The organism is Pseudomonas sp. B21-048 (assembly GCF_024748615.1).
Taxonomy (GTDB): domain Bacteria; phylum Pseudomonadota; class Gammaproteobacteria; order Pseudomonadales; family Pseudomonadaceae; genus Aquipseudomonas.
This window is the reverse complement of sequence record NZ_CP087168.1, coordinates 136137-162987: the sequence shown is the minus strand read 5'-3', so window position 1 is coordinate 162987 and position 26851 is coordinate 136137. Positions and strand designations below refer to the sequence as shown.

Sequence of the window (26851 nt, the reverse complement as noted above, 5' to 3'; positions counted from 1 at the left end):
GAGGGAGCTTGCTCCCGCTGGGTCGCGTAGCGGCCCTGAAATCTGCGACTGCTTCGCAGCCGAGCGGGAGCAAGCTCCCTCGCCACAAAGGCCGCGATCATATCTTGCGCAATTGCTCCAAAGCTTCATAAGGCTCTAGCGCCGATTGTTGTATGCGTTCATTAAGCATTGTCGAGGCTTCACGACGCTTGCCATCGCTGTCACCGACAAACACCTGCGACGGCTGCTTGGCATGTTGCCCCACCGCCGCAAACACCTGCCTGCGCTGCTCGATATCCAACGCAAAGAACGCGGCCAACCGCCCTGCCATGGCCTGCGGCAGTTCGCTGTAATTCACCGCCAGGCCACCAAGCGCCTGGCATTGCGCCAATCCCGACGCCAGCAACCGCCCCAATCGTCGCGCGATGAAATCCTCACGGCTACTGAACGCAAATTCGTCATCCAGCACGCTCGCCCCGATCATCCCCGGCACCATGTGCATGCCCGGGCGACGCAGATGCGAGACGGCGATTTCCAGCGGATCGCGATAAAGAAACAACCACGGCGTTTCAGGAAAACACTCGCGCAGCAACGGCAGTTCACCGATGTTCCAGGCATCGAGCTTGATCACCAGACGTTGCTCCACGCCAAACCGACGTTGCCCGTAGGCAGACAGCAAGCCTTTGATGGCAACACGGCGCTCGACGGCGGGCAAATCACTGCGCAGCAACGCATCCAGCGGCGGTGGTTCGCTGATGACGATGTGGTTATCGAGTTGCGCCAACATCTGGCTGCGCAGGGTCGAGCCGCAGCGGGAGGTGTGAAAGATAAAGGCGCTCGGCGTCAGGCCGGGACTGCAAACCTGCCAGTCAGCGAGGGTCGACAACGCAGTTTTCCGGTGAAACGCCTGATTGAACGGCAGCCGTAGCGCATCCTCCACCGCATCACGAAAAAACGGCTGATGCAGCCGCGTGTCACCGAACCAGCACCAGTCGACTTGCCATTGTCCGGCTTCTTGCCAGACGCGGATCGGCAACCAGCCTTCGAGATTCAGGCACTCCATTGTTCATTCCATTGACGTCGACCGTCAGTACGGTCGGCGAGTTCGGACCGAGCAAGTCATAGGTATTCAACACGCGATACGGATTTCACCTTCGGCGTGGGCGACGGTCGGCGCTACCAGGCTGCCGGCGAGCAGGCTGAAACCCAGGCCAATGGCCGCAGCCAAGGGTGCAAATGGAAGACGTTTGGACATGGGAACTCTCCGAAATCAGAAAGGCGCGTCGCCCTGGATGGTGGTGCGATACAACTTGCGGCGCAGATGGCTGGGGCATCCGGCGGCGAGGTGAATCAGCGAACGGTTGTCCCAGAACACCAGGTCGTTGGCCTGCCATTGATGGCGGTAAATGTTTTGCGCCAGCACGCTGTGGGCGTAGAGCTCGTCGAGCAATTGTTTGCTCTCGTCTTCCGGCAAACCGACGATGCGGGTGGTGAAGCCCTCGCTGACGAACAACGCCTTGCGGCCATTTTCGGGGTGGGCGCGGACGATGGGGTGAACCACTTCGGAGACCTGAGCGAGTTGCTCCGGCGTCAGGGTCGGGCGCCAGTTGCCTTCAAATTTTGTCTCGCTGTAGCGCGCCGTGTAGGAGTGCGCGGCCGAGCGGCCCTCGACGGTTTTACGCAGTGCTTCGGGCAGGCTGTCCCAGGCTTTGTGCATGTCGGCGAACAGCGTGTCGCCGCCTTCGGACGGCAGCTCCTGGGCATGCAGCATCGAGCCCAGGCTTGGCAGTTCTTTATAGGAGAGATCCGAATGCCAGAACTTGCCGGCGTCACCGAGGCCGATGGATTGGCCGTTTTCGATGATGTTGGAAACGATGAGGATTTCCGGATGCGCGGCCAGCAGGAACTGTTTGAGCACGTGAATCTGCAACACGCCAAAACGGCGGCCAAAGGCGATCTGCTGCTCGGGGGTAATGCGCTGGTCGCGGAACACCACGACGTGATGATCCAGATGCGCGCGATGGACGCGGGCGAAGTCCTGGTCGTTGATCGGGCGGGACAGGTCCAGGCCGATGATCTCGGCACCGACAGCGCCGCTGAATGGTCGGACTTCGAAGGCTTGCGACGCGAGGATGGCGGCGCTGGTTGATGCAGGCTTTGGAGAAAAAGAGACGGCTGACATAAAAATCACTCCCACGCACGGCACGCTCAAGGGCGCGCGTCGATCAGAAACTCACGGAGGTCCCGTGTTGGTTCGTGTCGTGCGGCGCGCCGATTGGTCGGCAGGTACGCAGGGGAGTGACTTTATAGGTATAAGAATTTAAATTTAAATACCGTTAGTGAATAACGATATGGCGGAACAGGCGATGAGTCACCTGTGGCGAGGGAGCTTGCTCCCGCTGGACTGCGTAGCAGTCCTTTTTTTGGATAAAGAGGGGGCCGCTTCGCGCCCCAGCGGGAGCAAGCTCCCTCGCCACAGACTTAGCGTCCTACCGCTCGTGCAACGCCTCAGCCCGAGCCCGAATAATCGGCTTGAGCAAATAACTGAGGACGGTCTTCTTGCCGGTAATGATGTCCACCGACGCTACCATCCCGGGGATGATCAACAAGGGTTTGTCATCCGTCCCGAGGTGACTGCGCTCGGTGCGCAGTTTGATGATGTAGTAGGTAGTCTTCTTGTCTTCGTCGGTAATGGTGTCGGCACCGATCTGCTCCAGCTTGGCTTTGAGGCCACCATAAATGGTGTAGTCGTAAGCCGTGAACTTCACCGTGGCATCTTGCCCCGGATGCAGAAACGCAATGTCTTGCGGACGAATTTTGGCTTCCACCAGCAAGGTGTCATCCAGCGGCACGATCTCCACCAGATCGCTGCCCGGCTGGATCACGCCGCCGATGGTGTTCACCAGCAACTTATTGACGATACCGCGCACCGGCGATGTCACCAGCGTCCGGCTGACCCGGTCTTCCAGGGCCTTGCCAGTGGCCTTGGCCTTGTTCAAATCGGTGCGTGCTTCGTTGAGTTGAGTCAGGGCTTCGCTGCGGAATTTGCCGCGAGTCTCGTCGATCTTGCGCTGCACTTCCTTGATCGCCGATTCAGCGCGAGGAATCGCCAGGGTGGTGGCGTCCAGTTGGCCGCGGGTTTCAACCTCGGCGCGTTTGAGTCGCAACACCTCCACCGGGGACACCGCGCCCTGAGCCACCAACGGCTCGGACATGTTGATTTCCTGGCGCTGCAAGGCCAGACCGCTGCGGTATTGAGCCTGCTTGGAGGTGAACTCACGCAGCTCTTGTTGACGCTGGATCAACTGCTCCTTCAAGCCACCAATTTCATCGTGCAATTGCTGACGACGACTGGTGTACAGCGACTCTTCACTGGCTGCCTGAATGGGAACAGCCTTGAGCACGTCGGCGGGGAAGTTCAGCGGACGGTCATCGACCTCGGCGCTCAAGCGTTCCACACGCAGCAGCATCGACAGCCGATCGGCCTCGGTTTCACCGACGTTGGAGGCAAACCGCGTGTCGTCCAGACGAATCAGCGGCGCACCGGCCTCGACGATCTGCCCTTCGGTGACGAACAACTCGGAGACGATGCCGCCCTCAAGGTTCTGGATTTTCTGGATCTTCGACGACGGAATCGCCTTGCCGTCGCCCTTGGTAACTTCATCGATCACCGCGAAATTGGCCCAGAGCATCAGGAACACGAAGAAGCCGATGATCGCCCAGATCGTCAATCGCACCACGCGCGGCGCGTCTTCAATCAGCGCTTTGTTGACCTCGGGCAGGGGCTGGCCTTGCAGCGATGCGGAGCCTTTGAAGTAGCGGCGGATGGAATCTTTGACCCCGGACTTAAGCAACACTGATCTGCCCCTTCTTCAACGCTTCCATCACGGCGGCTTTCGGGCCATCGGCGAGTATCTGTCCACGGTCGATCACCAACAAACGATCCACCAGCGACAACAGCGAAGCCCGGTGCGTCACCAGCACCACGGTCTTGTTTTCCACCACGGCAGCGAGGCGTTGCTTGAGGCGTTCTTCACCGGTGTTGTCCATGGCGCTGGTCGGTTCGTCCAGCAACAGAATCGGCGGGTTGAGCAGCAGCGCTCGGGCCAGGGCGACGTTCTGACGCTGACCGCCGGAGAGGTTCTGCCCACGTTCACCGACTTGCAGTTCATAACCTTGCGGGTGCAGACGGGCGAATTCGTGAACGCCGGCCAGTTCCGCGGCTTGCAGCACCAATTCGTCTTCGACATAGCGCGCGCCCGAGACCAAATTGTCGCGCAAGGTACCGGCGAGCAATTGAATGTCCTGGGGCACGTAGCCGATGTTGTGGCGCAATTCGCTGACGTCGATCTGACGGATATCCACACCATCAACCAGCAGCGCGCCGTTGTCCGGCTGATAGAGGCCCACCAGCAATTTGGCCAGGGAGCTTTTGCCAGAACCGCTGCGGCCAATGATGCCGATCTTCTCGCCGGGCTTGATGGTCAGGTTGATGTTCTTCAGCGCGGGGTTCTGCTGATCCGGGTAAGTGAAGTTCAGCTGACGGCATTCAATGGCGCCTTGCAGCACTTTGCGGCTCAGCGGGCGCTCGTCGAAATTGCGCTCCTGGGGCAGCTCCATCATCTGATCGACCGAGGTCATGGTCACGCGGGCCTGCTGGTAGCGGGTCAGCAGGCCGGACAACGAAGCCAATGGGCTGAGGGCACGACCGCTGAGCATGTAGCACGCGATCAAGCCGCCCATGCTCAGGTGACCGTCGATGATCTGGTACACGCCGAAGACGATCATGATCACCCCGGCCAGTTGCTGAATCAGCAAGGTGATGTTCATCGCCAGGCCGGACAGCATTTTCACCCGCAGCTCGAGGCGACTGAGGGTGCCGATGGTCTGCTCCCACTGATACTGGCGTTCGCTTTCGGCGTTGTTGACCTTCACCGCATCGAGGCCGGCGAGGGTTTCGATCAGGCTCGACTGGCGCTCGGCGCCCAGGGCCATGGTTCGTTCCATGGTCGCCACCAGCGGTTTCTGCAAGGCATAACCGATCAGCAGGGCAATCGGGAACGCCAACACCGGAATCCACACCAGATGCCCGCCCAGAATCGCGATGACCATGAAGATCAGTAGCGTAAACGGCAGATCGATCAGGCTGGTGAGGGTCAGCGACGCGAGGAAGTCCCGCAGGCTCTGAAACTCATGGATGTTCTGGGCGAAGCTGCCGACCCGCGCCGGGCGGTACTTCATGGCCATGCCAACGATGCGCTCGAACAGCGTCGCGGAGATGATCAGGTCGGTTTTCTTGCCGGCCAGGTCCAGGCACAAGCTGCGCAGGCTCTTGAGGATCAGGTCGAACAGATAAGCGCCGGTGATGCCGATGGCCAGGACCCAAAGGGTCGACTCGGCCTGGTTCGGTACCACGCGGTCGTAGACATTCATCACGAACAGCGGCGCGGCCATGGCAATGATGTTGATCAGAAAACTGGCGGCGATGGCATCGGCATACAACCAGCGCGAACGCTTGAGGGTGTCGCGAAACCAAGAACGCGCGCGCGGGATCAGCGTGCCGTGGTTGACGTCGAATTTGTGTTGGGGTTGAGCGAAGAAGACTTTGCCACTGTAATCGTCAGCGAGCAGTTCACGGCTGACACAGACTTCGCCACCATCGCTTTCGCTGAGCAGCAGGCGGGCCTGGTCTTCACCGTGCCAGCCGAGCAGCACCGCGCTGCGACCTTCCTTGAGCAGCAACAGCGCCGGCATGGCAATCGCCGGAATCTGCTCCAGCTTGCGTTGCAGCACCCGCCCTTGCAGCCCGGCGCGAGCGGCCGCACGGGGCAGCAGTTCGACGCTCAGGCGTTGTTTGGGCAGCGGCAGGCCGGTGGTCAGCATCGCGGCGCTGGCCGGTTTCTGGTGCAAAGTGCAAAGGGCTAACAGGCCGTCCAGTAACGGATCGTCATGCAGCGCGCGCGGATCATGAATGAGTTGAACTCGACTGACTTCTGATTCCACGCTCGACACTCTTGGCTAACGATTAAAATGGGGCAGGACTCAATTCATCCCGGGCAGCTGAACCTTGGGCTTCACGTCGTTTTGCACGACGGATGCCAACGGTGCAACTACGCCCTGACTTTTGAGCAATTCGCCCATGGTCGCCTTGATTCGGTACTGAGTAAATAACTGAATGTTCTTGATCTCTGCCAGCCGACGGGAAGCGCTGAACAGCTCGTTTTCACTGTCGAGCAGATCAAGCAAGGTACGCTCGCCGAGGCTGAACTGCTTCTGATACGCGCTGCGTACACTGGCGCTGCGATCGACATATTGCTGGGCGATCGGCACTTGGGCGTTGGCGTTGCTCAGGGCATTCCAGGCCAGGCCCAGTTCTTCATTCAATACGCGCAGGGCGTTGTTGCGAACATCCAGCGCCTGGTTCGACAGGTAGGATTTGGATTCCAGGTCAGCCTTGTTGCTGCCACCGGCGAACAGATTGAAACGCATGCGCAACATGGCCTGCCATTCGTTGTTGTGACCGTTCTGACCGTCGAGATCGTTGTCGGCGGTGCGCCCCAGTTCCGCATCGAAGCGCGGATAGAAGCTCGACTTGGCGGCTTCATACTGCTTCTCGGCGGCGGAAATATCAGATTCGGCGGAGCGCAGGATTGGGCTGTTTTCCAGCATCTGCGCCCGGGCTTCATTCAGGTTGGCCGGCAACAACGCCATGAAATCGGCAGGCCGCTCCAGTTGATCGGGCATCTGGCCGACAGCGCTGAGGAAGTTGGTTTCGGCATCAGCCAGGTTGGTCTGTTCAGTGATCAGGTTGTTGCGGGCCTGGGCTACACGGGCTTCAGCCTGATCGAGATCGGCCCCGCTGCCTACACCACGCTGGGTGCGCAACTTGATTTGATCAAAAATCCGTTCGTGACTCTTTAAATTATCTTCTGCCAGGCGCACAAACTCGCGGCGGGTCAACACATCGAGATAGACCTGAGCGACAGTCAGCCCGGTACGTTCCGACGTACCCAGCAAGGAATAAGCGCGGGAATTAACGGTGGCTTGTTGACGCCCTACTTCGCTGGACGTCGCAAAACCGTCAAATACCATCTGCGACAGACGTAAACTTGACTCGCTGCGGTTCAGCGTTTCCCAGTGATTGCTATTGCCGGCGGAACGGGTGGTGACACTGTCGGTACCTTCGCGACCATAACCACCCAGCAGATCAACCCGTGGCAGGTATCCACCTTTGGCGGCCTTTAACTGATAATCCGCGGCCAATCGGCTGTTAACCCCTGCCTGAATTTCCGGATGAACATCGAGTGCCTGCTGCATAGCCTGCGGGAGGCTTTGCGCCTGTACAAAGCTGGCGGCAAGGGCGAAGGGTAGAACCTTGAACAAGTGCAAACGCATAGTTGGATTTTCCCGAGACTTCATGTCTTGAATCACTGCAGAACGTGGCGCTGCATCGAATGTGGCACCCCGACATGACCGTATGTCGGAAAGTTCAAAATCAGAACTGGGTCACACACTGTAGAACAGGCCGCCGCTTAAATATCAATGTGACATTATTTCGACGATTGTTTAGGATGGCTCCCATAAGGTCAATAGTTTGGCACAAAGTTAATTTCGAAAAAATACAGCCAAAATATTGACGGTTACAGCGTCAAAGTTATGCATCCAATATCTTGCAAGTACGTCCAGCCCCAATCGGTGAGCCCACCGAGCGGTTTATGGAAAGCCAACTGAACGTGACACCCGGAGAGTTTTCAATGAGTAGTGTTGTTGCCAACGTCAAAAGCATTGTTGGTCAGGTTTTTGCGGTGTCGCCAGAAGGCGTCCGCCGCGTACTCGTTGAAGGCGACCGGTTGTTTGTCGGCGATCAGGTAGACACCGGTGCCGCCGGTGCCATCACGCTCGAACTGACTGATGGCCGCACCCTGGACCTGGGCCGCGACACGCAGTGGAGCGGCAGCAATCCGGATTCCAGCACCGACCTTGCGCAGGCCACTGCACAAGCCGCGCCCTCGGTTGACGAATTGCAGCAAGCCATCGCCGCCGGCGTCGACCCGACCACCGCTCTTGAAGCCACCGCCGCCGGCCCTGCGGCTGCGGGTACGGGTGGTGCTGCGGGTGGTGGCCATAGCTTCGTGGTGCTGGATGCAACCGCTGGCCGGGTGGATCCGACTATCGGCTTCCCGACCGAGGGTCTCGCCACTGCCGCTTTGGCAGCACAAGCCACCACCGGCGGCCAGACTGCTGGCACCAGCACCAATGCCCCGCTTGAATCGACGCTGAGTCTGAGTGCCACGCCAACCATCACCGAGGCCGGTGGCGTGCTGGTTTATACCGCGACCCTGACCCAGGCACCGCTGACCGACCTGACCATCACCCTGTCCAACGGCTCGGTGATCGTGATTGCAGCCGGCCAAACCACCGGCACCGTCAACGTTCCGCTGGCACCGAACGACACGGTTTATAACGATCCGACCCAGATCAACGTGACCGTCACCGGCACCACGGGCGGCAGCGGTATCGTGGTCACCCTGCCGACCGTTCCGGCCGTGACCCAAGTCACCGACACCATCGACACCACCACCATCACACTGTCAGCGGGCTCGACCGTCACTGAAGGTGGCCAGATCACCTACACCGCGACATTGACCAATCCGGCGCAGACGCCGGTCACCGTCACCTTGTCCAACGGTTCGACCATCACCATCGCCGCGGGCAACACCACCGGCAGCGTGAACGTTCCGACGCCGGCCAACGACGTCTACAACAATGGCAGCACCGTCAGCACCACGATTACCGGCGCCACCGGCGGCAACTTCGAGCAATCTGGTGCCGAACACCACGCCGGCCGTCACCACCATTACCGATTCGGTCGACACCACCACCGTCACGCTGACGGCGGGCTCGACCGTCACCGAAGGCGGTCAGATCACTTACACCGCAACCCTGACCAACCCGGCACAGACACCCGTCACCGTGACCTTGTCCAACGGTTCGGCCATCACCATCGAAGCCGGTCAAGACCACCGGTTCCGTGAGCTGTCGACACCGCGGCCAACGACGTCTACAACAACGGCAGCACCGTCAGCACCACGATCACCGGCACCACCGGCGGCAATTTCGAGCAACTGAACCCGAGCACCGAACCGGCACTCACTACCATTACCGATTCGGTCGACGACACCTGCCTGAGCCTCAGTGCCACCAGCACCGTCGTCGAAGGTGGCCAGATCACCTACACCGCGACCCTGACCAACCCGGCCGGCACACCGATGACCGTCACCTTGAGCAACGGCTCGGTCATTACCATCGAAGCGGGCAAGACCACCGGCAGCGTGACTGTCGACACCGCGGCCAACGACGTCTACAACAACGGCAGCACCGTCAGCACCACGATCACCGGCACCACCGGCGGCAATTTCGAGCAACTGAACCCGAGCACCGAACCGGCACTCACTACCATTACCGATTCGGTCGACGACACCTGCCTGAGCCTCAGTGCCACCGGCACCGTCGTCGAAGGTGGCCAGATCACCTACACCGCGACCCTGACCAACCCGGCCGGCACACCGATGACCGTCACCTTGAGCAACGGCTCGGTCATTACCATCGAAGCGGGCAAGACCACCGGCAGCGTGACTGTCGACACCGCGGCCAACGACGTCTACAACAACGGCAGCACCGTCAGCACCACGATCACCGGCACCACCGGCGGCAATTTCGAGCAACTGAACCCGAGCACCGAACCGGCACTCACTACCATTACCGATTCGGTCGACGACACCTGCCTGAGCCTCAGTGCCACCGGCACCGTCGTCGAAGGTGGCCAGATCACCTACACCGCGACCCTGACCAACCCGGCCGGCACACCGATGACCGTCACCTTGAGCAACGGCTCGGTCATTACCATCGAAGCGGGCAAGACCACCGGCAGCGTGACTGTCGACACCGCGGCCAACGACGTCTACAACAACGGCAGCACCGTCAGCACCACGATCACCGGCACCACCGGCGGCAATTTCGAGCAACTGAACCCGAGCACCGAACCGGCACTCACTACCATTACCGATTCGGTCGACGACACCTGCCTGAGCCTCAGTGCCACCGGCACCGTCGTCGAAGGTGGCCAGATCACCTACACCGCGACCCTGACCAACCCGGCCGGCACACCGATGACCGTCACCTTGAGCAACGGCTCGGTCATTACCATCGAAGCGGGCAAGACCACCGGCAGCGTGACTGTCGACACCGCGGCCAACGACGTCTACAACAACGGCAGCACCGTCAGCACCACGATCACCGGCACCACCGGCGGCAATTTCGAGCAACTGAACCCGAGCACCGAACCGGCACTCACTACCATTACCGATTCGGTCGACGACACCTGCCTGAGCCTCAGTGCCACCGGCAGCGTCGTCGAAGGCGGCCAGATCACCTACACCGCGACCCTGACCAACCCGGCCGGCACACCGATGACCGTGACCTTGAGCAACGGCTCGGTCATTACCATCGAAGCGGGCAAGACCACCGGCAGCGTGACTGTCGACACCGCGGCCAACGACGTCTACAACAACGGCAGCACCGTCAGCACCACGATCACCGGCACCACCGGCGGCAATTTCGAGCAACTGAACCCGAGCACCGAACCGGCACTCACTACCATTACCGATTCGGTCGACGACACCTGCCTGAGCCTCAGTGCCACCGGCACCGTCGTCGAAGGCGGCCAGATCACCTACACCGCGACCCTGACCAACCCGGCCGGCACACCGATGACCGTGACCTTGAGCAACGGCTCGGTCATTACCATCGAAGCGGGCAAGACCACCGGCAGCGTGACTGTCGACACCGCGGCCAACGACGTCTACAACAACGGCAGCACCGTCAGCACCACGATCACCGGCACCACCGGCGGCAATTTCGAGCAACTGAATCCGAGCACCGAACCGGCACTCACTACCATTACCGATTCGGTCGACGACACCTGCCTGAGCCTCAGTGCCACCGGCAGCGTCGTCGAAGGCGGCCAGATCACCTACACCGCGACCCTGACCAACCCGGCCGGCACACCGATGACCGTGACCTTGTCGAACGGTGCCGTCATCACCATCGAAGCGGGTAAAACCACCGGCAGCGTGAGCGTCGATGCGCCTGCCGATGATGTTTATAAAGACGCCGGTACCGTCGAAGCGACCATTAAAGATGCGACCGGCGGCAACTTCGAGAAGCTGGTCACCAGCGATACCCCGGCGGTGACCACCGTCAACGACACCATCGACACCAGCACCGTCTCGCTGAGTGCCACTTCGAGCGTCGCTGAAGGCGGCACCGTGGTTTACACCGCCTCCGTCAGCGCGCCGGTCACCGGTTCGCCGGTGGTTGTGACCCTGTCCAACGGCCAGACCATCACCATCCCGGTCGGTTCGAACAGCGCCAGCGTGAACTTCACTGCGCCGAACGATGCCCTGGCCGGTGGCGGCTCGCTGAGCGTCAAAATCAACGACGCCAAAGGCGGTAACTACGAAAAGCTGGACGTCGACGGCAAGTCGGCCGACACCTCGGTAACTGATACCGCGAGCACCACCACTCTCAGCCTGAGCGCAACCGACTCCGTCGCTGAAGGCGGCTCCATCGTTTACACCGCGACCTTGACCAACGCCGCCGGCACACCAGTCACCGTCACGCTGAGCAATGGCGCCGTGATCACCATTGCCGCCGGTGCGACTACCGGCAGCGTGACCGTCGATGCACCGAAGGATGACGTCTACAAAGACGCCGGTACCGTCGAAGCAACCATCAAGAATGCCGCGGGCGGCAACTTCGAGAACCTGGTCACCAACCCGGCGGCTGCGATCACCGACGTCACCGATACCATTGACACTTCGACCGTGAACCTCACTGCGACCAGCACTGTGGCTGAAGGCGGCACCGTGGTTTACACGGCGTCCGTGTCAGCTCCGGTCACCGGCTCGCCAGTGGTCGTCACCCTGTCCAACGGTCAGATCATCACCATCCCGGTCGGCTCGAGCAGCGCCAGCGTCAACTTCACTGCGCCGAACGATGCCCTGGCCGGCGGCAGCTCCCTGAGCGTCAAAATCAACGACGCCAAAGGTGGTAACTACGAAAAACTGGACGTTGACGGCAAGTCGGCGGACACCTCAGTGACCGATACCGCGAGCACCACCACTCTCAGCTTGAGCGCAACCGACTCGGTCGCTGAAGGCGGTTCGATTGTTTATACCGCGACCTTGACCAATGCCGCCGGCACACCAGTGACCGTGACCTTGTCGAACGGCGCCGTGATTACCATCGCCGCCGGTGCCACCACCGGCTCCGTGACCGTCGATGCGCCGAAGGACGACGTCTACAAAGACGCCGGCACCGTCCAGGCAACCATCTCCACCGCCACCGGCGGCAGCTTCGAAAATCTGGTCACCAACCCGGCGGCTGCGGTCACCGACGTGACTGACACCATCGACACCAGCACCGTTTCGCTGACTGCCACTGTGAGCGTCGCCGAAGGCGGCACTGTGGTTTACACCGCGTCCGTCAGCGCACCGGTTACCGGCTCACCAGTGGTTGTCACCCTGTCCAACGGCCAGACCATCACCATCCCGGTTGGCTCGAGCAGCGCCAGCGTGAACTTCACCGCGCCGAACGATGCGTTGGCCGGCGGTAGTTCGCTGAGCGTCAAAATCAACGACGCCAAGGGCGGCAATTACGAGAAACTGGAAGTCGACGGCAAGTCGGCGAATACCTCGGTGACCGATACCCAGGACACCACCCACCTGTCGCTGACCGCGACCGGCACCGTGGATGAAGGCGGCCAGATCACTTACACCGCAACCCTGACCAACGCCGCTGGCACACCAGTGACCGTGACGCTGAGCAACGGCGCCGTCATCACCATCGAAGCGGGTAAAACCACCGGCTCCGTGACTGTCGATGCACCAAAAGACGACGTCTACAAAGACGCCGGCACCGTCCAGGCAACCATCTCCACCGCCACCGGCGGCAACTTCGAAAACCTGGTGCCAAGCACGGCTCCCGCGGTCACCACCGTCAACGACACCATCGACACCAGCACCGTTTCGCTGAGTGCCACTTCGAGCGTCGCCGAAGGCGGCACCGTGGTTTATACGGCGTCCGTGTCGGCGCCGGTCACCGGTTCGCCAGTGATTGTCACCCTGTCCAACGGTCAGACCATCACCATTCCGGTCGGCTCGAGCAGCGCCAGCGTCAATTTCACCGCGCCGAACGATGCCCTGGCCGGTGGCGGTTCCTTGAGCGTCAAAATCAACGACGCCAAGGGTGGCAACTACGAGAAGCTGGACGTCGACGGCAAGCCGGCCGACACCTCGGTGACTGATACCGCGAGCACCACCACTCTCAGCCTGAACGCTACCGACTCGGTCGCTGAAGGCGGTTCCATCGTTTACACCGCGACCTTGACCAACGCCGCCGGCACGCCAGTGACCGTAACGTTGAGCAATGGCGCCGTCATCACCATTGCCACCGGTGCGACTACCGGTTCCGTGACCGTCGATGCGCCAAAAGACGACGTCTACAAAGACGCCGGCACCGTCCAGGCAACCATTTCCACCGCCACCGGCGGCAACTTCGAAAATCTGGCCACCAACCCGGCGGCTGCGATTACCGAGGTGACTGACACTATCGACACTTCGACCGTGAACCTCACTGCGACCAGCACTGTGGCTGAAGGCGGCACGGTGGTTTACACCGCGTCCGTTAGCGCACCGGTCACCGGTTCGCCAGTGGTCGTCACCCTGTCCAATGGCCAGACCATTACCATCCCGGTTGGCTCGAGCAGCGCCAGCGTGAACTTCACCGCGCCGAACGATGCGTTGGCCGGCGGCAGTTCGCTGAGCGTCAAAATCAACGACGCCAAGGGTGGCAACTACGAGAAGCTGGACGTCGACGGCAAGCCGGCCGACACCTCGGTGACCGATACCGCGAGCACCACCACTCTCAGCCTGAGCGCTACTGACTCGGTCGCTGAAGGTGGTTTCATCGTTTACACCGCGACCCTGACCAACGCGGCCGGCACACCAGTGACCGTGACGTTGAGCAACGGCGCCGTGTTCACCATCGCCGCCGGTGCCACCACCGGCAGCGTGACCGTCGATGCACCGAAGGACGACGTCTACAAAGACGCCGGTACCGTCGAAGCGACCATCAAAGATGCGAGCGGTGGCAACTTCGAGAAGCTGGTCGCCAGCGACACCCCGGCGGTGACCAACGTCACCGATACCATCGACACTTCGACCGTGAACCTCACTGCGACCAGCACTGTGGCTGAAGGCGGCATGGTGGTTTACACGGCGTCCGTGTCAGCGCCGGTCACCGGCTCGCCAGTGGTTGTCACACTGTCCAACGGTCAGATCATCACCATCCCGGTCGGCTCGAGCAGCGCCAGCGTCAACTTCACCGCGCCGAACGATGCCCTGGCCGGCGGTGGTTCATTGAGCGTCAAAATCGATGACGCCAAAGGCGGCAATTACGAAAAACTGGACGTCGACGGCAAGTCGGCCGACACCTCGGTAACTGATACCGCGAGCACCACCACTCTCAGCCTGAGCGCTACTGACTCGGTCGCTGAAGGTGGTTCGATTGTTTATACCGCGACCTTGACCAACGCCGCCGGCACACCAGTGACCGTGACGTTGTCGAACGGCGCAGTGATCACCATCGATGCGGGCAAAACCACTGGTTCCGTGACCGTCGACGCACCGAAGGACGACGTCTACAAAGACGCCGGTACCGTCGAAGCAACCATCAAGGACGCCACCGGCGGCAACTTCGAGAAGCTGGCCACCAACCCGGCGGCCGCGATTACCGACGTGACTGATACCATCGACACTTCGACCGTGAACCTCACTGCGACCAGCACTGTGGCTGAAGGCGGTACCGTGGTTTACACCGCTTCGGTGTCGGCGCCGGTCACCGGTTCGCCAGTGGTTGTCACCCTGTCCAATGGCCAGACCATTACCATCCCGGTCGGCTCGAGCAGCGCCAGCGTCAACTTCACCGCGCCGAACGATGCCCTGGCCGGAGGCACCTCCCTGAGCGTCAAGATTGACGGCGCAACGGGCGGCAACTACGAAAAACTGGACGTCGACGGCAAGTCGGCCGACACCTCGGTGACTGACACTGCGGACACCACCACTCTCAGCCTGAGCGCTACTGACTGCGTGGCCGAAGGCGGTTCCATCGTTTACACCGCGACCCTGACCAACGCGGCCGGCACACCAGTGACCGTGACGTTGAGCAACGGTGCCGTGATCACCATCGCCGCCGGTGCCACCACCGGCAGCGTGACCGTCGATGCACCGAAGGACGACGTCTACAAAGACGCCGGTACCGTCGAAGCGACCATCAAAGATGCGAGCGGTGGCAACTTCGAGAAGCTGGTCGCCAGCGACACCCCGGCGGTGACCAACGTCACCGATACCATCGACACTTCGACCGTGAACCTCACTGCGACCAGCACTGTGGCTGAAGGCGGCATGGTGGTTTACACGGCGTCCGTGTCAGCGCCGGTCACCGGCTCGCCAGTGGTTGTCACACTGTCCAACGGTCAGATCATCACCATCCCGGTCGGCTCGAGCAGCGCCAGCGTCAACTTCACCGCGCCGAACGATGCCCTGGCCGGCGGTGGTTCATTGAGCGTCAAAATCGATGACGCCAAAGGCGGCAATTACGAAAAACTGGACGTCGACGGCAAGTCGGCCGACACCTCGGTAACTGATACCGCGAGCACCACCACTCTCAGCCTGAGCGCTACTGACTCGGTCGCTGAAGGTGGTTCGATTGTTTATACCGCGACCTTGACCAACGCCGCCGGCACACCAGTGACCGTGACGTTGTCGAACGGCGCAGTGATCACCATCGATGCGGGCAAAACCACTGGTTCCGTGACCGTCGACGCACCGAAGGACGACGTCTACAAAGACGCCGGTACCGTCGAAGCAACCATCAAGGACGCCACCGGCGGCAACTTCGAGAAGCTGGCCACCAACCCGGCGGCTGCGGTCACCGACGTGACTGACACCATCGACACTTCGACCGTGAACCTCACTGCGACCAGCACTGTGGCTGAAGGCGGCACGGTGGTTTACACCGCATCCGTCAGCGCACCGGTCACCGGTTCGCCAGTAGTCGTGACCCTGTCCAACGGCCAGACCATCACCATTCCGGTCGGTTCGAGCAGCGCCAGCGTCAACTTTACTGCACCGAACGATGCCCTGGCCGGAGGCACCTCCCTGAGCGTCAAGATTGACGGCGCAACGGGCGGCAACTACGAAAAACTGGACGTTAACGGCAAGTCGGCCGACACCTCGGTAACTGATACCGCGAGCAGCACCACTCTCAGCCTGAGCGCAACCGACTCGGTCGCTGAAGGTGGTTCGATTGTTTATACCGCGACCTTGACCAATGCCGCCGGCACGCCAGTGACCGTGACGTTGTCGAACGGTGCCGTGATCACCATCGAAGCGGGCAAAACCACCGGTTCCGTGACTGTCGATGCGCCAAAAGATGACGTCTACAAAGACGCCGGCACCGTCCAGGCAACCATCTCCACCGCCACCGGCGGTAACTTCGAGAAGCTGGTCGCCAGCGACACCCCGGCGGTGACCAACGTCACCGATACCATCGACACTTCGACCGTGAACCTCACTGCGACCAGCACTGTGGCTGAAGGCGGCACGGTGGTTTACACGGCGTCCGTGTCAGCGCCGGTCACCGGCTCGCCAGTGGTTGTCAGCCTGTCCAACGGCCAGACCATCACCATTCCGGTCGGTTCGAGCAGCGCCAGCGTCAACTTCACTGCGCCGAACGATGCCCTGGCCGGCGGTGGTTCATTGAGCGTCAAAATCGATGACGCCAAAGGCGGCAACTACGAAAAACTGGACGTTAACGGCAAGTCGGCCGACACCTCAGTGACCGATACCGCGAGCACCACCACTCTCAGCCTGAGCGCAACCGACTCGGTCGCTGAAGGCGGCTCCATCGTTTACACCGCGACCTTGACCAACGCCGCCGGCACACCAGTCACCGTGACCTTGTCGAATGGCGCCGTGATCACCATTGCCGCCGGTGCCACCACCGGCAGCGTGACCGTCGACGCACCGAAAGATGACGTCTACAAAGACGCCGGCACCGTCGAAGCCACGATCAAAGATGCGACTGGCGGCAATTTCGAGAAGCTGGCCACCAACCCGGCGGCGGCAGTCACCGATGTGACTGACACCATCGACACTTCGACCGTGAACCTCACTGCGACCAGCACTGTGGCTGAAGGCGGCACCGTGGTTTACACCGCGTCCGTCAGCGCACCGGTCACCGACTCGCCAGTGGTTGTGACCCTGTCCAACGGCCAGACCATCACCATTCCGGTCGGTTCGAGCAGCGCCAGCGTCAACTTCACCGCGCCGAACGATGCCCTGGCCGGCGGTGGTTCATTGAGCGTCAAGATTGACGGCGCAACGGGCGGCAACTACGAAAAACTGGACGTTAACGGCAAGTCGGCCGACACCTCAGTGACCGATACCGCGAGCACCACCACTCTCAGCCTGAGCGCTACTGACTCGGTCGCTGAAGGCGGTTCCATCGTTTACACCGCCACCCTGACCAACGCCGCCGGCACACCAGTGACCGTGACATTGAGCAACGGCGCCGTGATCACCATCGCCGCCGGTGCCACCACCGGCAGCGTGACCGTCGATGCACCGAAGGACGACGTCTACAAGGACGCCGGCACCGTCGAAGCGACCATCAAAGACGCGAGCGGTGGTAACTTCGAAAATCTGGCGACCAACCCGGCGGCGGCGATCACCAACGTCACCGATACCATCGACACTTCGACCGTGAACCTCACTGCGACCAGCACTGTGGCTGAAGGCGGCACCGTGGTTTACACCGCATCAGTGAGCGCACCGGTCACCGGTTCGCCAGTGGTTGTCACCCTGTCCAATGGCCAGACCATCACCATCCCGGTCGGTTCGAGCAGCGCCAGTGTCAACTTCACTGCGCCGAACGATGCCCTGGCTGGCGGCAGCTCCCTGAGCGTCAAAATCAACGACGCCAAAGGTGGCAACTACGAAAAACTGGACGTCGACGGCAAGTCAGCCGACACCTCGGTAACTGATACCGCGAGCACCACCACTCTCAGCCTGAGCGCTACTGACTCGGTCGCTGAAGGTGGTTCCATCGTTTACACCGCGACCCTGACCAATGCGGCCGGCACCCCGGTGACCGTGACCTTGTCGAACGGCGCCGTAATCACCATCGCCGCCGGTGCCACCACCGGCTCCGTGACCGTCGATGCGCCGAAGGACGACGTCTACAAGGACGCCGGCACCGTCCAGGCAACCATCTCCACCGCCACCGGCGGCAACTTCGAGAAGCTGGCCACCAACCCGGCGGCTGCGGTCACCGACGTGACTGACACCATCGACACTTCGACCGTGAACCTCACTGCGACCAGCACTGTGGCTGAAGGCGGCACGGTGGTTTACACCGCATCCGTCAGCGCACCGGTCACCGGTTCGCCAGTGGTCGTGACCCTGTCCAACGGCCAGACCATCACCATTCCGGTCGGCTCGAGCAGCGCCAGCGTGAATTTCACTGCGCCAAATGATGCGCTGGCCGGCGGTGGTTCACTGAGCGTCAAAATCAACGACGCCAAAGGCGGCAACTACGAAAAACTGGACGTCGACGGCAAGTCGGCGGACACCTCGGTGACCGATACCCAGGACACCACCCACCTGTCGCTGACCGCGACCGATGCCGTGGATGAAGGCTGCCAGATCACCTACACCGCGACCCTGACCAACGCGGCCGGCACACCGGTCACCGTGACCCTGTCGAACGGCGCCGTCATCACCATCGAAGCGGGCAAAACCACCGGCACTGTGACCGTCGATGCACCGAAGGACGACGTCTACAAGGACGCCGGCACCGTCGAAGCGACGATCACAGGTACGACCGGCGGTAACTTCGAGAAGCTGGTCGCCAGCGACACCCCGGCGGTGACCACCGTCAATGACACCATCGACACCAGCACCGTTTCGCTGACTGCCACTTCGAGCGTCGCCGAAGGCGGCACCGTGGTTTACACCGCTTCGGTCTCTGCGCCAGTCACCGGTTCGCCAGTGGTCGTCACTCTTTCCAACGGCCAAACCATCACCATCCCGGTCGGCGAAACTACTGGCAGCGTGAACTTTGTCGCGCCAAACAGCCCCTTGGCGGGCGGCAGCTCCCTGAGCGTCAAGATTGACGGCGCAACGGGCGGTAATTACGAGAAGCTGGACGTCGACGGCAAGCCAGCCGACACCTTGGTGACTGACACTGCGGACACCACCACTCTCAGCCTGAGCGCTACTGACTCGGTCGCTGAAGGCGGTTCGATCGTTTACACCGCGACCTTGACCAACGCCGCCGGCACGCCAGTGACCGTGACGTTGAGCAACGGTGCCGTGATCACCATCGCCGCCGGTGCCACCACCGGCTCCGTGACCGTCGATGCGCCGAAGGACGACGTCTACAAGGACGCCGGCACCGTCCAGGCAACCATCTCCACCGCCACCGGTGGCAACTTCGAAAATCTGGCCACCAACCCGGCGGCTGCGATTACCGACGTCACCGACACCATCGACACTTCGACCGTGAACCTCACTGCGACCAGCACTGTGGCTGAAGGCGGCACCGTGGTTTACACGGCGTCCGTGTCAGCGCCGGTCACCGGTTCGCCAGTGGTTGTCACCCTGTCCAACGGCCAGACCATCACCATTCCGGTCGGTTCGAGCAGCGCCAGCGTCAACTTTACTGCACCGAACGATGCCCTGGCCGGAGGCACCTCCCTGAGCGTCAAGATTGACGGCGCAACGGGCGGCAACTACGAAAAACTGGACGTTAACGGCAAGTCGGCCGACACCTCGGTGACTGATACCGCGAGCACCACCACTCTCAGCCTGAGCGCTACTGACTCGGTCGCTGAAGGTGGGTCGATTGTTTATACCGCGACCTTGACCAATGCCGCCGGCACACCAGTGACCGTCACGCTGAGCAACGGCGCCGTGATCACCATCGCCGCCGGCAAAACCACCGGCTCCGTGACCGTCGATGCGCCGAAGGACGACGTCTACAAGGACGCCGGCACCGTCCAGGCAACCATCTCCACCGCCACCGGTGGCAACTTCGAAAATCTGGCCACCAACCCGGCGGCTGCGATTACCGACGTGACTGACACCATCGACACTTCGATCGTGAACCTCACTGCGACCAGCACTGTGGCTGAAGGCGGCACCGTGGTTTACACCGCGTCCGTGTCCGCGCCGGTCACCGGTTCGCCAGTGGTCGTGACCCTGTCCAACGGCCAGACCATCACCATCCCGGTCGGCTCGAGCAGCGCCAGCGTGAATTTCACCGCGCCGAACGATGCACTGGCCGGTGGCGGTTCATTGAGCGTCAAGATCAACAGCGCTACGGGCGGCAACTACGAGAAGCTGGACGTCGACGGCAAGTCGGCCGACACCTCGGTGACTGATACCGCGAGCACCACCACTCTCAGCCTGAGCGCTACTGACTCGGTCGCTGAAGGTGGGTCGATTGTTTATACCGCGACCTTGACCAATGCCGCCGGCACACCGGTCACCGTGACCTTGTCGAACGGCGCCGTGATCACCATCGAAGCGGGCAAAACCACTGGCTCCGTAACTGTCGACGCACCAAAAGACGACGTCTACAAAGACGCCGGCACCGTCGAAGCGACCATCAAAGACGCGAGCGGTGGTAACTTCGAAAATCTGGCGACCAACCCGGCGGCGGCGATCACCAACGTCACCGATACCATCGACACTTCGACCGTGAACCTCACTGCGACCAGCACTGTGGCTGAAGGCGGCACCGTGGTTTACACCGCATCAGTGAGCGCACCGGTCACCGGTTCGCCAGTGGTTGTCACCCTGTCCAATGGCCAGACCATTACCATCCCGGTCGGCTCGAGCAGCGCCAGCGTCAACTTCACCGCGCCGAACGATGCCCTGGCCGGCGGTGGTTCATTGAGCGTAAAAATCAACGACGCCAAAGGCGGCAACTACGAAAAACTGGACGTCGACGGCAAGTCGGCCGACACCTCGGTAACTGATACCGCGAGCACCACCACTCTCAGCCTGAGCGCAACCGACTCGGTCGCTGAAGGCGGTTCCATCGTTTACACCGCGACCTTGACCAACGCCGCCGGCACACCAGTGACCGTGACGTTGTCGAACGGCGCAGTGATCACCATCGATGCGGGCAAAACCACTGGTTCCGTGACCGTCGATGCGCCGAAGGACGACGTCTACAAAGACGCCGGTACCGTCGAAGCAACCATCAAAGACGCCACCGGCGGTAACTTCGAAAACCTGGTGCCAAGCACGGCTCCCGCGGTCACCAGCATCACCGACACCATCGACACCTCGACCGTCACCCTGAACGCCACCGCTTCGGCAGCTGAAGGCGGCACCGTCACCTACACCGCGACTGTCGGTGCACCCGTGACTGGCAGCCCGGTCACCGTGTCCTTGGCCAACGGCCAGACGATCACTATCGAAGTTGGTAAAACCACCGGTACCGTGACCACCGCGGCGCCGAACGATGCTTTGGCTGGTCATACCCCGCTGACCAACTCGATCAGCAGCGTCAGCGGCGGTAACTATGAGAACCTGGTGGCGGATAAAACGCCGGTCAGCACCACGGTGACCGACACCGTCGAAACCACCACTCTCAGCCTGAGCGCATCCAACTCGGTCGCCGAAGGTAGCCAGATCACTTACACCGCAACCCTGACCAACGCCGCCGGCACTCCGGTGACCGTGACGTTGAGCAACGGTGCCGTGATCACCATCGACGCCGGTAAAACCACCGGCACCGTGACTGTCGATGCACCGAAGGACGACGTCTACAAAGACGCCGGCACTGTCCAGGCGACCATCTCCACCGCCACCGGTGGCAACTTCGAAAACCTGGTCACCAGCAACACAGCGGCAGTCACCACCGTCACCGACACAATCGACAAAACCGAAGTCAGCATCAGCGGCAGTACCTCGGTCACCGAAGGCCAGACCGCCAGCTACACCGTCAGCCTGACCCACCCGGCGCAGACCGAAGTGACGCTGAAAATCGTCTACAGCGGCACCGCCGCCGACGGTTCGGATTTCACCGGTGTATACACCGTGAAAATCCCGGCTGGCGCCAGCAGCGCGAGCTTCAACGTCGCGACGCTGGACGACAAGCTCACCGAAGGCACCGAAAACTTCGTGGTCAAGATCGACTCGGCCACGGGTGGTAACTTCGAAAACCTCGCGGTCAGCGCTTCCAATGGCAGCGTCAGCACCTCGATCATCGACAACGATGCTGCGCCGGTTCTCGACCTGGATGCCAACAACTCCAGCGGAGCCACCGGGGCCAACTACAACGTGACCTTCACTGAAGGCACCACCGGCCAGGGCGTCTCGATCGGCGACACCGACCTGAAAATCACCGACCCGGACAGCACGATGCTGACCGGCGCGACCATCGTGCTGACCAACCGTCAGCCGGGCGACGCGCTGAACCTGGGCAACAGCGTCAATGGCATCACCATCAATGCCAACAGCCAGGACGGCACGGTCACCCTGACCTTGTCGGGCAACGCGACGCTGGCCGACTACATGCAGCAGATCAAAAACATCAGCTTCACCAACAGCAGTGATGACCCGAGCACCGTGCCGCGGATCATCACCGTGACGGTGACCGATGGCAGCAACTACTCCAACACCGCGACCACCACCGTCAACGTGGTCGCCGTTAACGACTCGCCGACCGCCGCACCGGTTAATGTCACTGGCACTGAAGACACCCCGCTGACTCTCGGCTGGTCGACCTTCGGCATCAGCGATATCGACAGCCCGTCCGCCAATCTGGGGGTAAAAATTACTCAGCTGCCGGGCGACGGCAAGTTGCAGTACCTAGACGGTTCGACCTGGAAAGACGTAGCGACCAACCAGACCTTCAGCAAGGCCGACATCGATGCTGGCAAATTGCGCTTCACGCCAGATGCCAACGAATCGGGCGCCGATGGCTACGGCGGCACCGGCGTGGGCAACAAACAGGCGGACTACGCGCAGATCAAGTTCCAGCCAACCGACGGTCAACTGCTGGGCAACGCCGGCACGGTGAAAATCGACATCACGCCGGTTGCCGATGCGCCCTCCCTGAGCGTCGCGGACAACAGCGTCAAGTCCACCGGCCTGATCAAGGAAGTCTGGACCGGCCTATCGGGCCTCGGCACCGATGGCAGCGGCGCGTCTTCCAGCACGCTGAAATCGGTCATCGACGGCGCTGGCACCCCGAACTCCAGCAGCACTGTGACCAACGTGCAGTCCAACGGCAACGTCACTGCCGGCACAGCCTCGAAAACGTCCGGCCTGATTTTCCTCGAAGCCGGCAAGACGTACACCTTCAGCGGTACCGGTGACGACAGCCTGTTGGTGACCATCGGCGGTAAAAACGTGGCCGCCACCACTTGGGGGGCGGGCGGCAACCTGAACGGTTCGTTCACCCCGACCATCCGCGGTTACTACACCCTAGATATCTACCACCATAACCAGTACAACAAGGGCAGCTATGACGTTAACCTGTCGGTCAACGGCGGTGCGGCGATCGACCTGAGTAGCGCCGGCGTGCCGCTGTACACCGGCGTGGCGGATCTGGCCGCATCTGGTGTGACGGTTTCCGACCTGCACGGCACCAATGGCGAAGGCTACTACGACGGCTACAAACTCAACGAAGGCGCCGAAGGCACCAGCGTTCACTTGTCCACCATCAAAACGGCACTGACCGACACCGACGGCTCCGAAAGCCTGAGCGTGAAGATCAGCGGCATACCGGCGGGCTCGGTACTCACCGATGGCGCGGGCCACACCTTCACTGCCAGCGCGACCAACGGCGAAACCAACGTCACCGGCTGGAACCTCGGCACGCTGACCGTCACCCCGCCGCCGTACTACAACGGCCAGTTCACCCTGACCGTCACCTCGACATCCACCGAATCGCTGGGTGGTTCGGCGCCAAGTACCGCACAGGTCCCCGTTACGGTTTACCCGGCGGTATACAACGCCATCACCGCCACGGCCGCCAATGACACCATCACCGGCACCGACGGCAACGACATCGTCATCGCCGACATCGGCGGGCTGACCGTGGTGCCGGGCACCAACTACAACATCGCGTTCATGGTCGATAGCTCGGGCAGCATGAGCAGCACGTCGATCAACGACGCCAAGGATTCGCTGACCGCGGTGTTCAACACGCTCAAGCAAAGCATGGGTGGCAACTCCGGGACGGTGAATATCTTCCTGGTGGATTTCGATAACCAGGTCAACAAGTCTGTGTCGGTGAACCTGAACGATCCAAACGCGCTGACCTTGCTCAAATCCGTTCTGGATTCGATGTCGTCCGGCGGAGGCACCAACTACGAGGACGTGTTCAAGACCACAGCAAACTGGTTCCAGAGTGCCGACGCGATTGCCAACACCGGCGCGAAGAACCTTACGTACTTCATCACTGACGGCAAACCGACCTACTATCAGAGCGGCGAGCAGACCAACCCGATCTTGTACGGCAATGTGAAGCTCGATGACGTCATCACCACCACCAACTACAAGTTGGGACAGACCTATTCCGTAGCCTTGGACAGCACTCATTCCCTGACCATCGACAGCGCCGGCAACGTCACGCTGCTGACTCTAAACAACTGGGGGCGTACCGAATTGGGTACCCTCCATGCCGAGGGTAACGGAACGTACGAACTGTCCTATCGCAATGGTACCGGCAACTTTACCGATTCCACTGCCATCGACAACTCCACCAGCAGTTTCACATTGCTGAGCCGTGTGTCGACTGTCGAAGCCATCGGCCTGAACAAGGACATCACCCTCGGCGACCTCAAGCCCTACGACTCGAATCAAACGCCACAAACCGACATCGACCCGAAAGACCTGACCAACTCGGTCATCGGCCATACCGAAGCGACGATGCCGGGTGCCGACACGGTCAATGGCGGTGATGGCAACGACATTCTGTTCGGCGATCTGGTGAGCTTCAATGGCATTTCCGGCGAGGGTTATCAGGCCATGCAGGCGTTCGTGGCCCAGCAGACCGGCGTCGATGTCAGCAAAGTCACCACCAGTAACGTGCACCAGTACATCACCGAGCACTACACCGCGTTCGATGTGTCTGGCGCCCACGACGGTAACGACACGCTGCTGGGTGGCGCGGGCAAGGACATTCTCTTCGGCCAGGGTGGCAACGACCTCCTCGACGGCGGCAAGGGCAATGACATCCTGCTCGGCGGCAGCGGCAATGACTCGCTGACCGGCGGTCAAGGCAACGACATTCTGATTGGCGGTTCGGGTGCCGACACCTTCATCTGGAAGGCTGGCGACACCGGCAGCGACGTGATCAAGGACTTCAAGGCCAGCGAAGGCGATCGCATCGATCTGCGTGATCTGTTGCAGGGCGAAAGCGGCAGCACTATTGATCACTTCTTGAAGATCACCACGGTGGATGGTGTTTCGTCCCTGCAAGTCAGCTCTGGCGGCAAGTTCAATGGCGCCGACGCCGCAGCGGCCACCCCGGACGTGACGATCAAACTGGAAGGCAACAATTGGTCCACCGCCAGCATCAACTCGTTGATTGCCGGCAGTGATCCGACCATTAAAGTCGATCACAACAACAGCTGATCAGCAGACTGACGGCCGCCCAAACCGGGCGGCCGTCACGTTTGCGGCCACCTTGCGGGTGACGAGTTCCTCGTCGCACCGCATACTCGCCTGCGTTGGCCTATGCTGCTGACAGCACGACGCTGGTCCATTTTCGAGGGATGCTCAATGTTTTACGTGCAACGCGATGCGCGAGGTCAGTTGGTGCGCGTGGAAGCCACCGCCTACGCCGAGGCCACGGAAACGCTGCCGGCCGACCATCATGAAATCCAGGCCTGGTATGCCAACGAAGTGGTGGAGACCAGCCTCAAGCAGCTCAAGCAGAGCGACCTGGAAATGATCCGGGTACTCGACGACTTGATTCAGGTGCTGACCCAAAAAGGCGTGATCCGCGTCACCGACCTGCCGCCGGCCGCGCAGGCCAAGCTGATGGACCGCACCCAGGCCCGTGAAGCATTGGGCGGGTTGAGCCAGTTGATCGATGATGATGAGACGGGGTTGATCTAACGCCCGACGCCGATCATTCCCACGCTCTGCGTGGGAATGCCTCAAGGGACGCTCCGCGTTCCAGCCCCACCGCCGGCGTTGCGTCTGGCACCGTTGTGACGCGGAGCGTCACGGGCTGCATTCCCACGCAGAGCGTGGGAACGATCATCGGTGCTACCTCACGCTAAACCTTGGCCCGATCCTGCATCTGCGGCGATTCAAGGTGATCCAGCGCTCGTTCCACCAACAACTGCACGCCATCGGCCATTCGGCTGAGGGCCAAGGCTATGGATCGCCGTGAACCTTCCACATCATCCGCCAGGTCGGCGGCGATGGCGCTGATGGAGAGCAAGTCTTCGGAGGCGTTGGCGAGAAGGGCTTCAGTGTCGATGTCGGGGGAGACGGTGAAGAGGCGGCCTTTGCGGTGGCCAGGGGGATTCGGCGTTACTTTGAACATAAGAAATACCCTAAACAGTATGTTGGAGCCGTCACCGTTCGCTTGCACGCGAATAGGGTGGCGGCCGTGCGCAGGTGTGCAAGACCGGGACTGTTTAGGACACCCAGCAGATCCGAGGATCTCCTGCGCGCAGCCGCCATAAAGCAGTGAACATCGAAATGTTCAT

8 protein-coding genes and 3 pseudogenes are annotated in these 26851 nt (G+C 61.2%); 4 read left to right on the top strand and 7 right to left on the bottom strand.

Features of this window, described 5'->3' with window-relative positions; genetic code table 11:
• Positions 1-97: 97 nt before the first annotated feature.
• From LOY56_RS00690 to LOY56_RS00665, 6 genes and pseudogenes are all read right to left on the bottom strand, one after another.
• On the bottom strand, positions 98-1042 hold the full coding sequence (locus LOY56_RS00690; RefSeq protein WP_258618727.1) for a sulfotransferase family protein: 945 nt from the start codon (positions 1040-1042) through the stop codon (positions 98-100).
• Positions 1043-1114: 72 nt separating this feature from the next.
• Positions 1115-1234: pseudogene (locus LOY56_RS00685) on the bottom strand (ABC transporter substrate-binding protein); the annotation flags it as partial.
• A gap of 15 nt (positions 1235-1249) precedes the next feature.
• Positions 1250-2161, bottom strand: coding sequence for a TauD/TfdA family dioxygenase (locus tag LOY56_RS00680; protein WP_258618725.1), 912 nt, complete (start codon positions 2159-2161; stop codon positions 1250-1252).
• Positions 2162-2468: 307 nt separating this feature from the next.
• Positions 2469-3836: an HlyD family type I secretion periplasmic adaptor subunit gene (locus LOY56_RS00675; protein WP_258618723.1), complete on the bottom strand. Its 1368-nt coding sequence runs from the start codon at positions 3834-3836 to the stop codon at positions 2469-2471.
• Positions 3826-5982: a type I secretion system permease/ATPase gene (locus tag LOY56_RS00670; RefSeq protein ID WP_258618721.1), complete on the bottom strand. Its 2157-nt coding sequence runs from the start codon at positions 5980-5982 to the stop codon at positions 3826-3828. The genes LOY56_RS00675 and LOY56_RS00670 overlap by 11 nt, the downstream gene beginning before the upstream one ends.
• Before the next feature lie 39 nt (positions 5983-6021).
• A complete protein-coding gene (locus LOY56_RS00665) occupies positions 6022-7374 on the bottom strand; it encodes a TolC family outer membrane protein (RefSeq protein WP_258618719.1) in 1353 nt (450 codons plus the stop codon).
• Positions 7375-7694: 320 nt separating this feature from the next.
• Here LOY56_RS00665 and LOY56_RS26840 point away from each other — a divergent pair.
• The 4 genes and pseudogenes from LOY56_RS26840 to LOY56_RS00655 form a co-directional block, all read left to right on the top strand.
• Positions 7695-8747 (top strand): annotated as a pseudogene (locus tag LOY56_RS26840) (retention module-containing protein); the annotation flags it as partial.
• Positions 8746-8943 (top strand): annotated as a pseudogene (locus LOY56_RS26870) (immunoglobulin-like domain-containing protein); the annotation flags it as partial. The pseudogenes LOY56_RS26840 and LOY56_RS26870, both read left to right, overlap by 2 nt.
• Positions 8944-9104: 161 nt before the next feature.
• On the top strand, positions 9105-25763 hold the full coding sequence (locus tag LOY56_RS00660; RefSeq protein WP_408980364.1) for a LapA family giant adhesin: 16659 nt from the start codon (positions 9105-9107) through the stop codon (positions 25761-25763).
• Between the two features lie 147 nt (positions 25764-25910).
• Complete coding sequence (locus LOY56_RS00655) at positions 25911-26249, top strand: tryptophan synthase subunit beta (protein ID WP_258618717.1); 339 nt, start codon at positions 25911-25913, stop codon at positions 26247-26249.
• Between the two features lie 163 nt (positions 26250-26412).
• Here the strand turns inward: LOY56_RS00655 and LOY56_RS00650 are convergent, their stop codons facing one another.
• Positions 26413-26739 (bottom strand): DUF6124 family protein, encoded by a 327-nt coding sequence (locus LOY56_RS00650; protein WP_408980363.1) that lies wholly within the window; start codon positions 26737-26739, stop codon positions 26413-26415.
• Between the last annotated feature and the right edge of the window lie 112 nt (positions 26740-26851).

Bases quoted from the DNA above. Each gene is read 5' to 3' on its own strand.
- LOY56_RS00690 (WP_258618727.1), bottom strand. From the start codon at position 1,042: ATGGAGTGCCTGAATCTCGAAGGCTGGTTGCCGATCCGCGTCTGGCAA.
- LOY56_RS00680 (WP_258618725.1), bottom strand. From the start codon at position 2,161: ATGTCAGCCGTCTCTTTTTCTCCAAAGCCTGCATCAACCAGCGCCGCC.
- LOY56_RS00665 (WP_258618719.1), bottom strand. From the start codon at position 7,374: ATGCGTTTGCACTTGTTCAAGGTTCTACCCTTCGCCCTTGCCGCCAGC.
- LOY56_RS00655 (WP_258618717.1), top strand. From the start codon at position 25,911: ATGTTTTACGTGCAACGCGATGCGCGAGGTCAGTTGGTGCGCGTGGAA.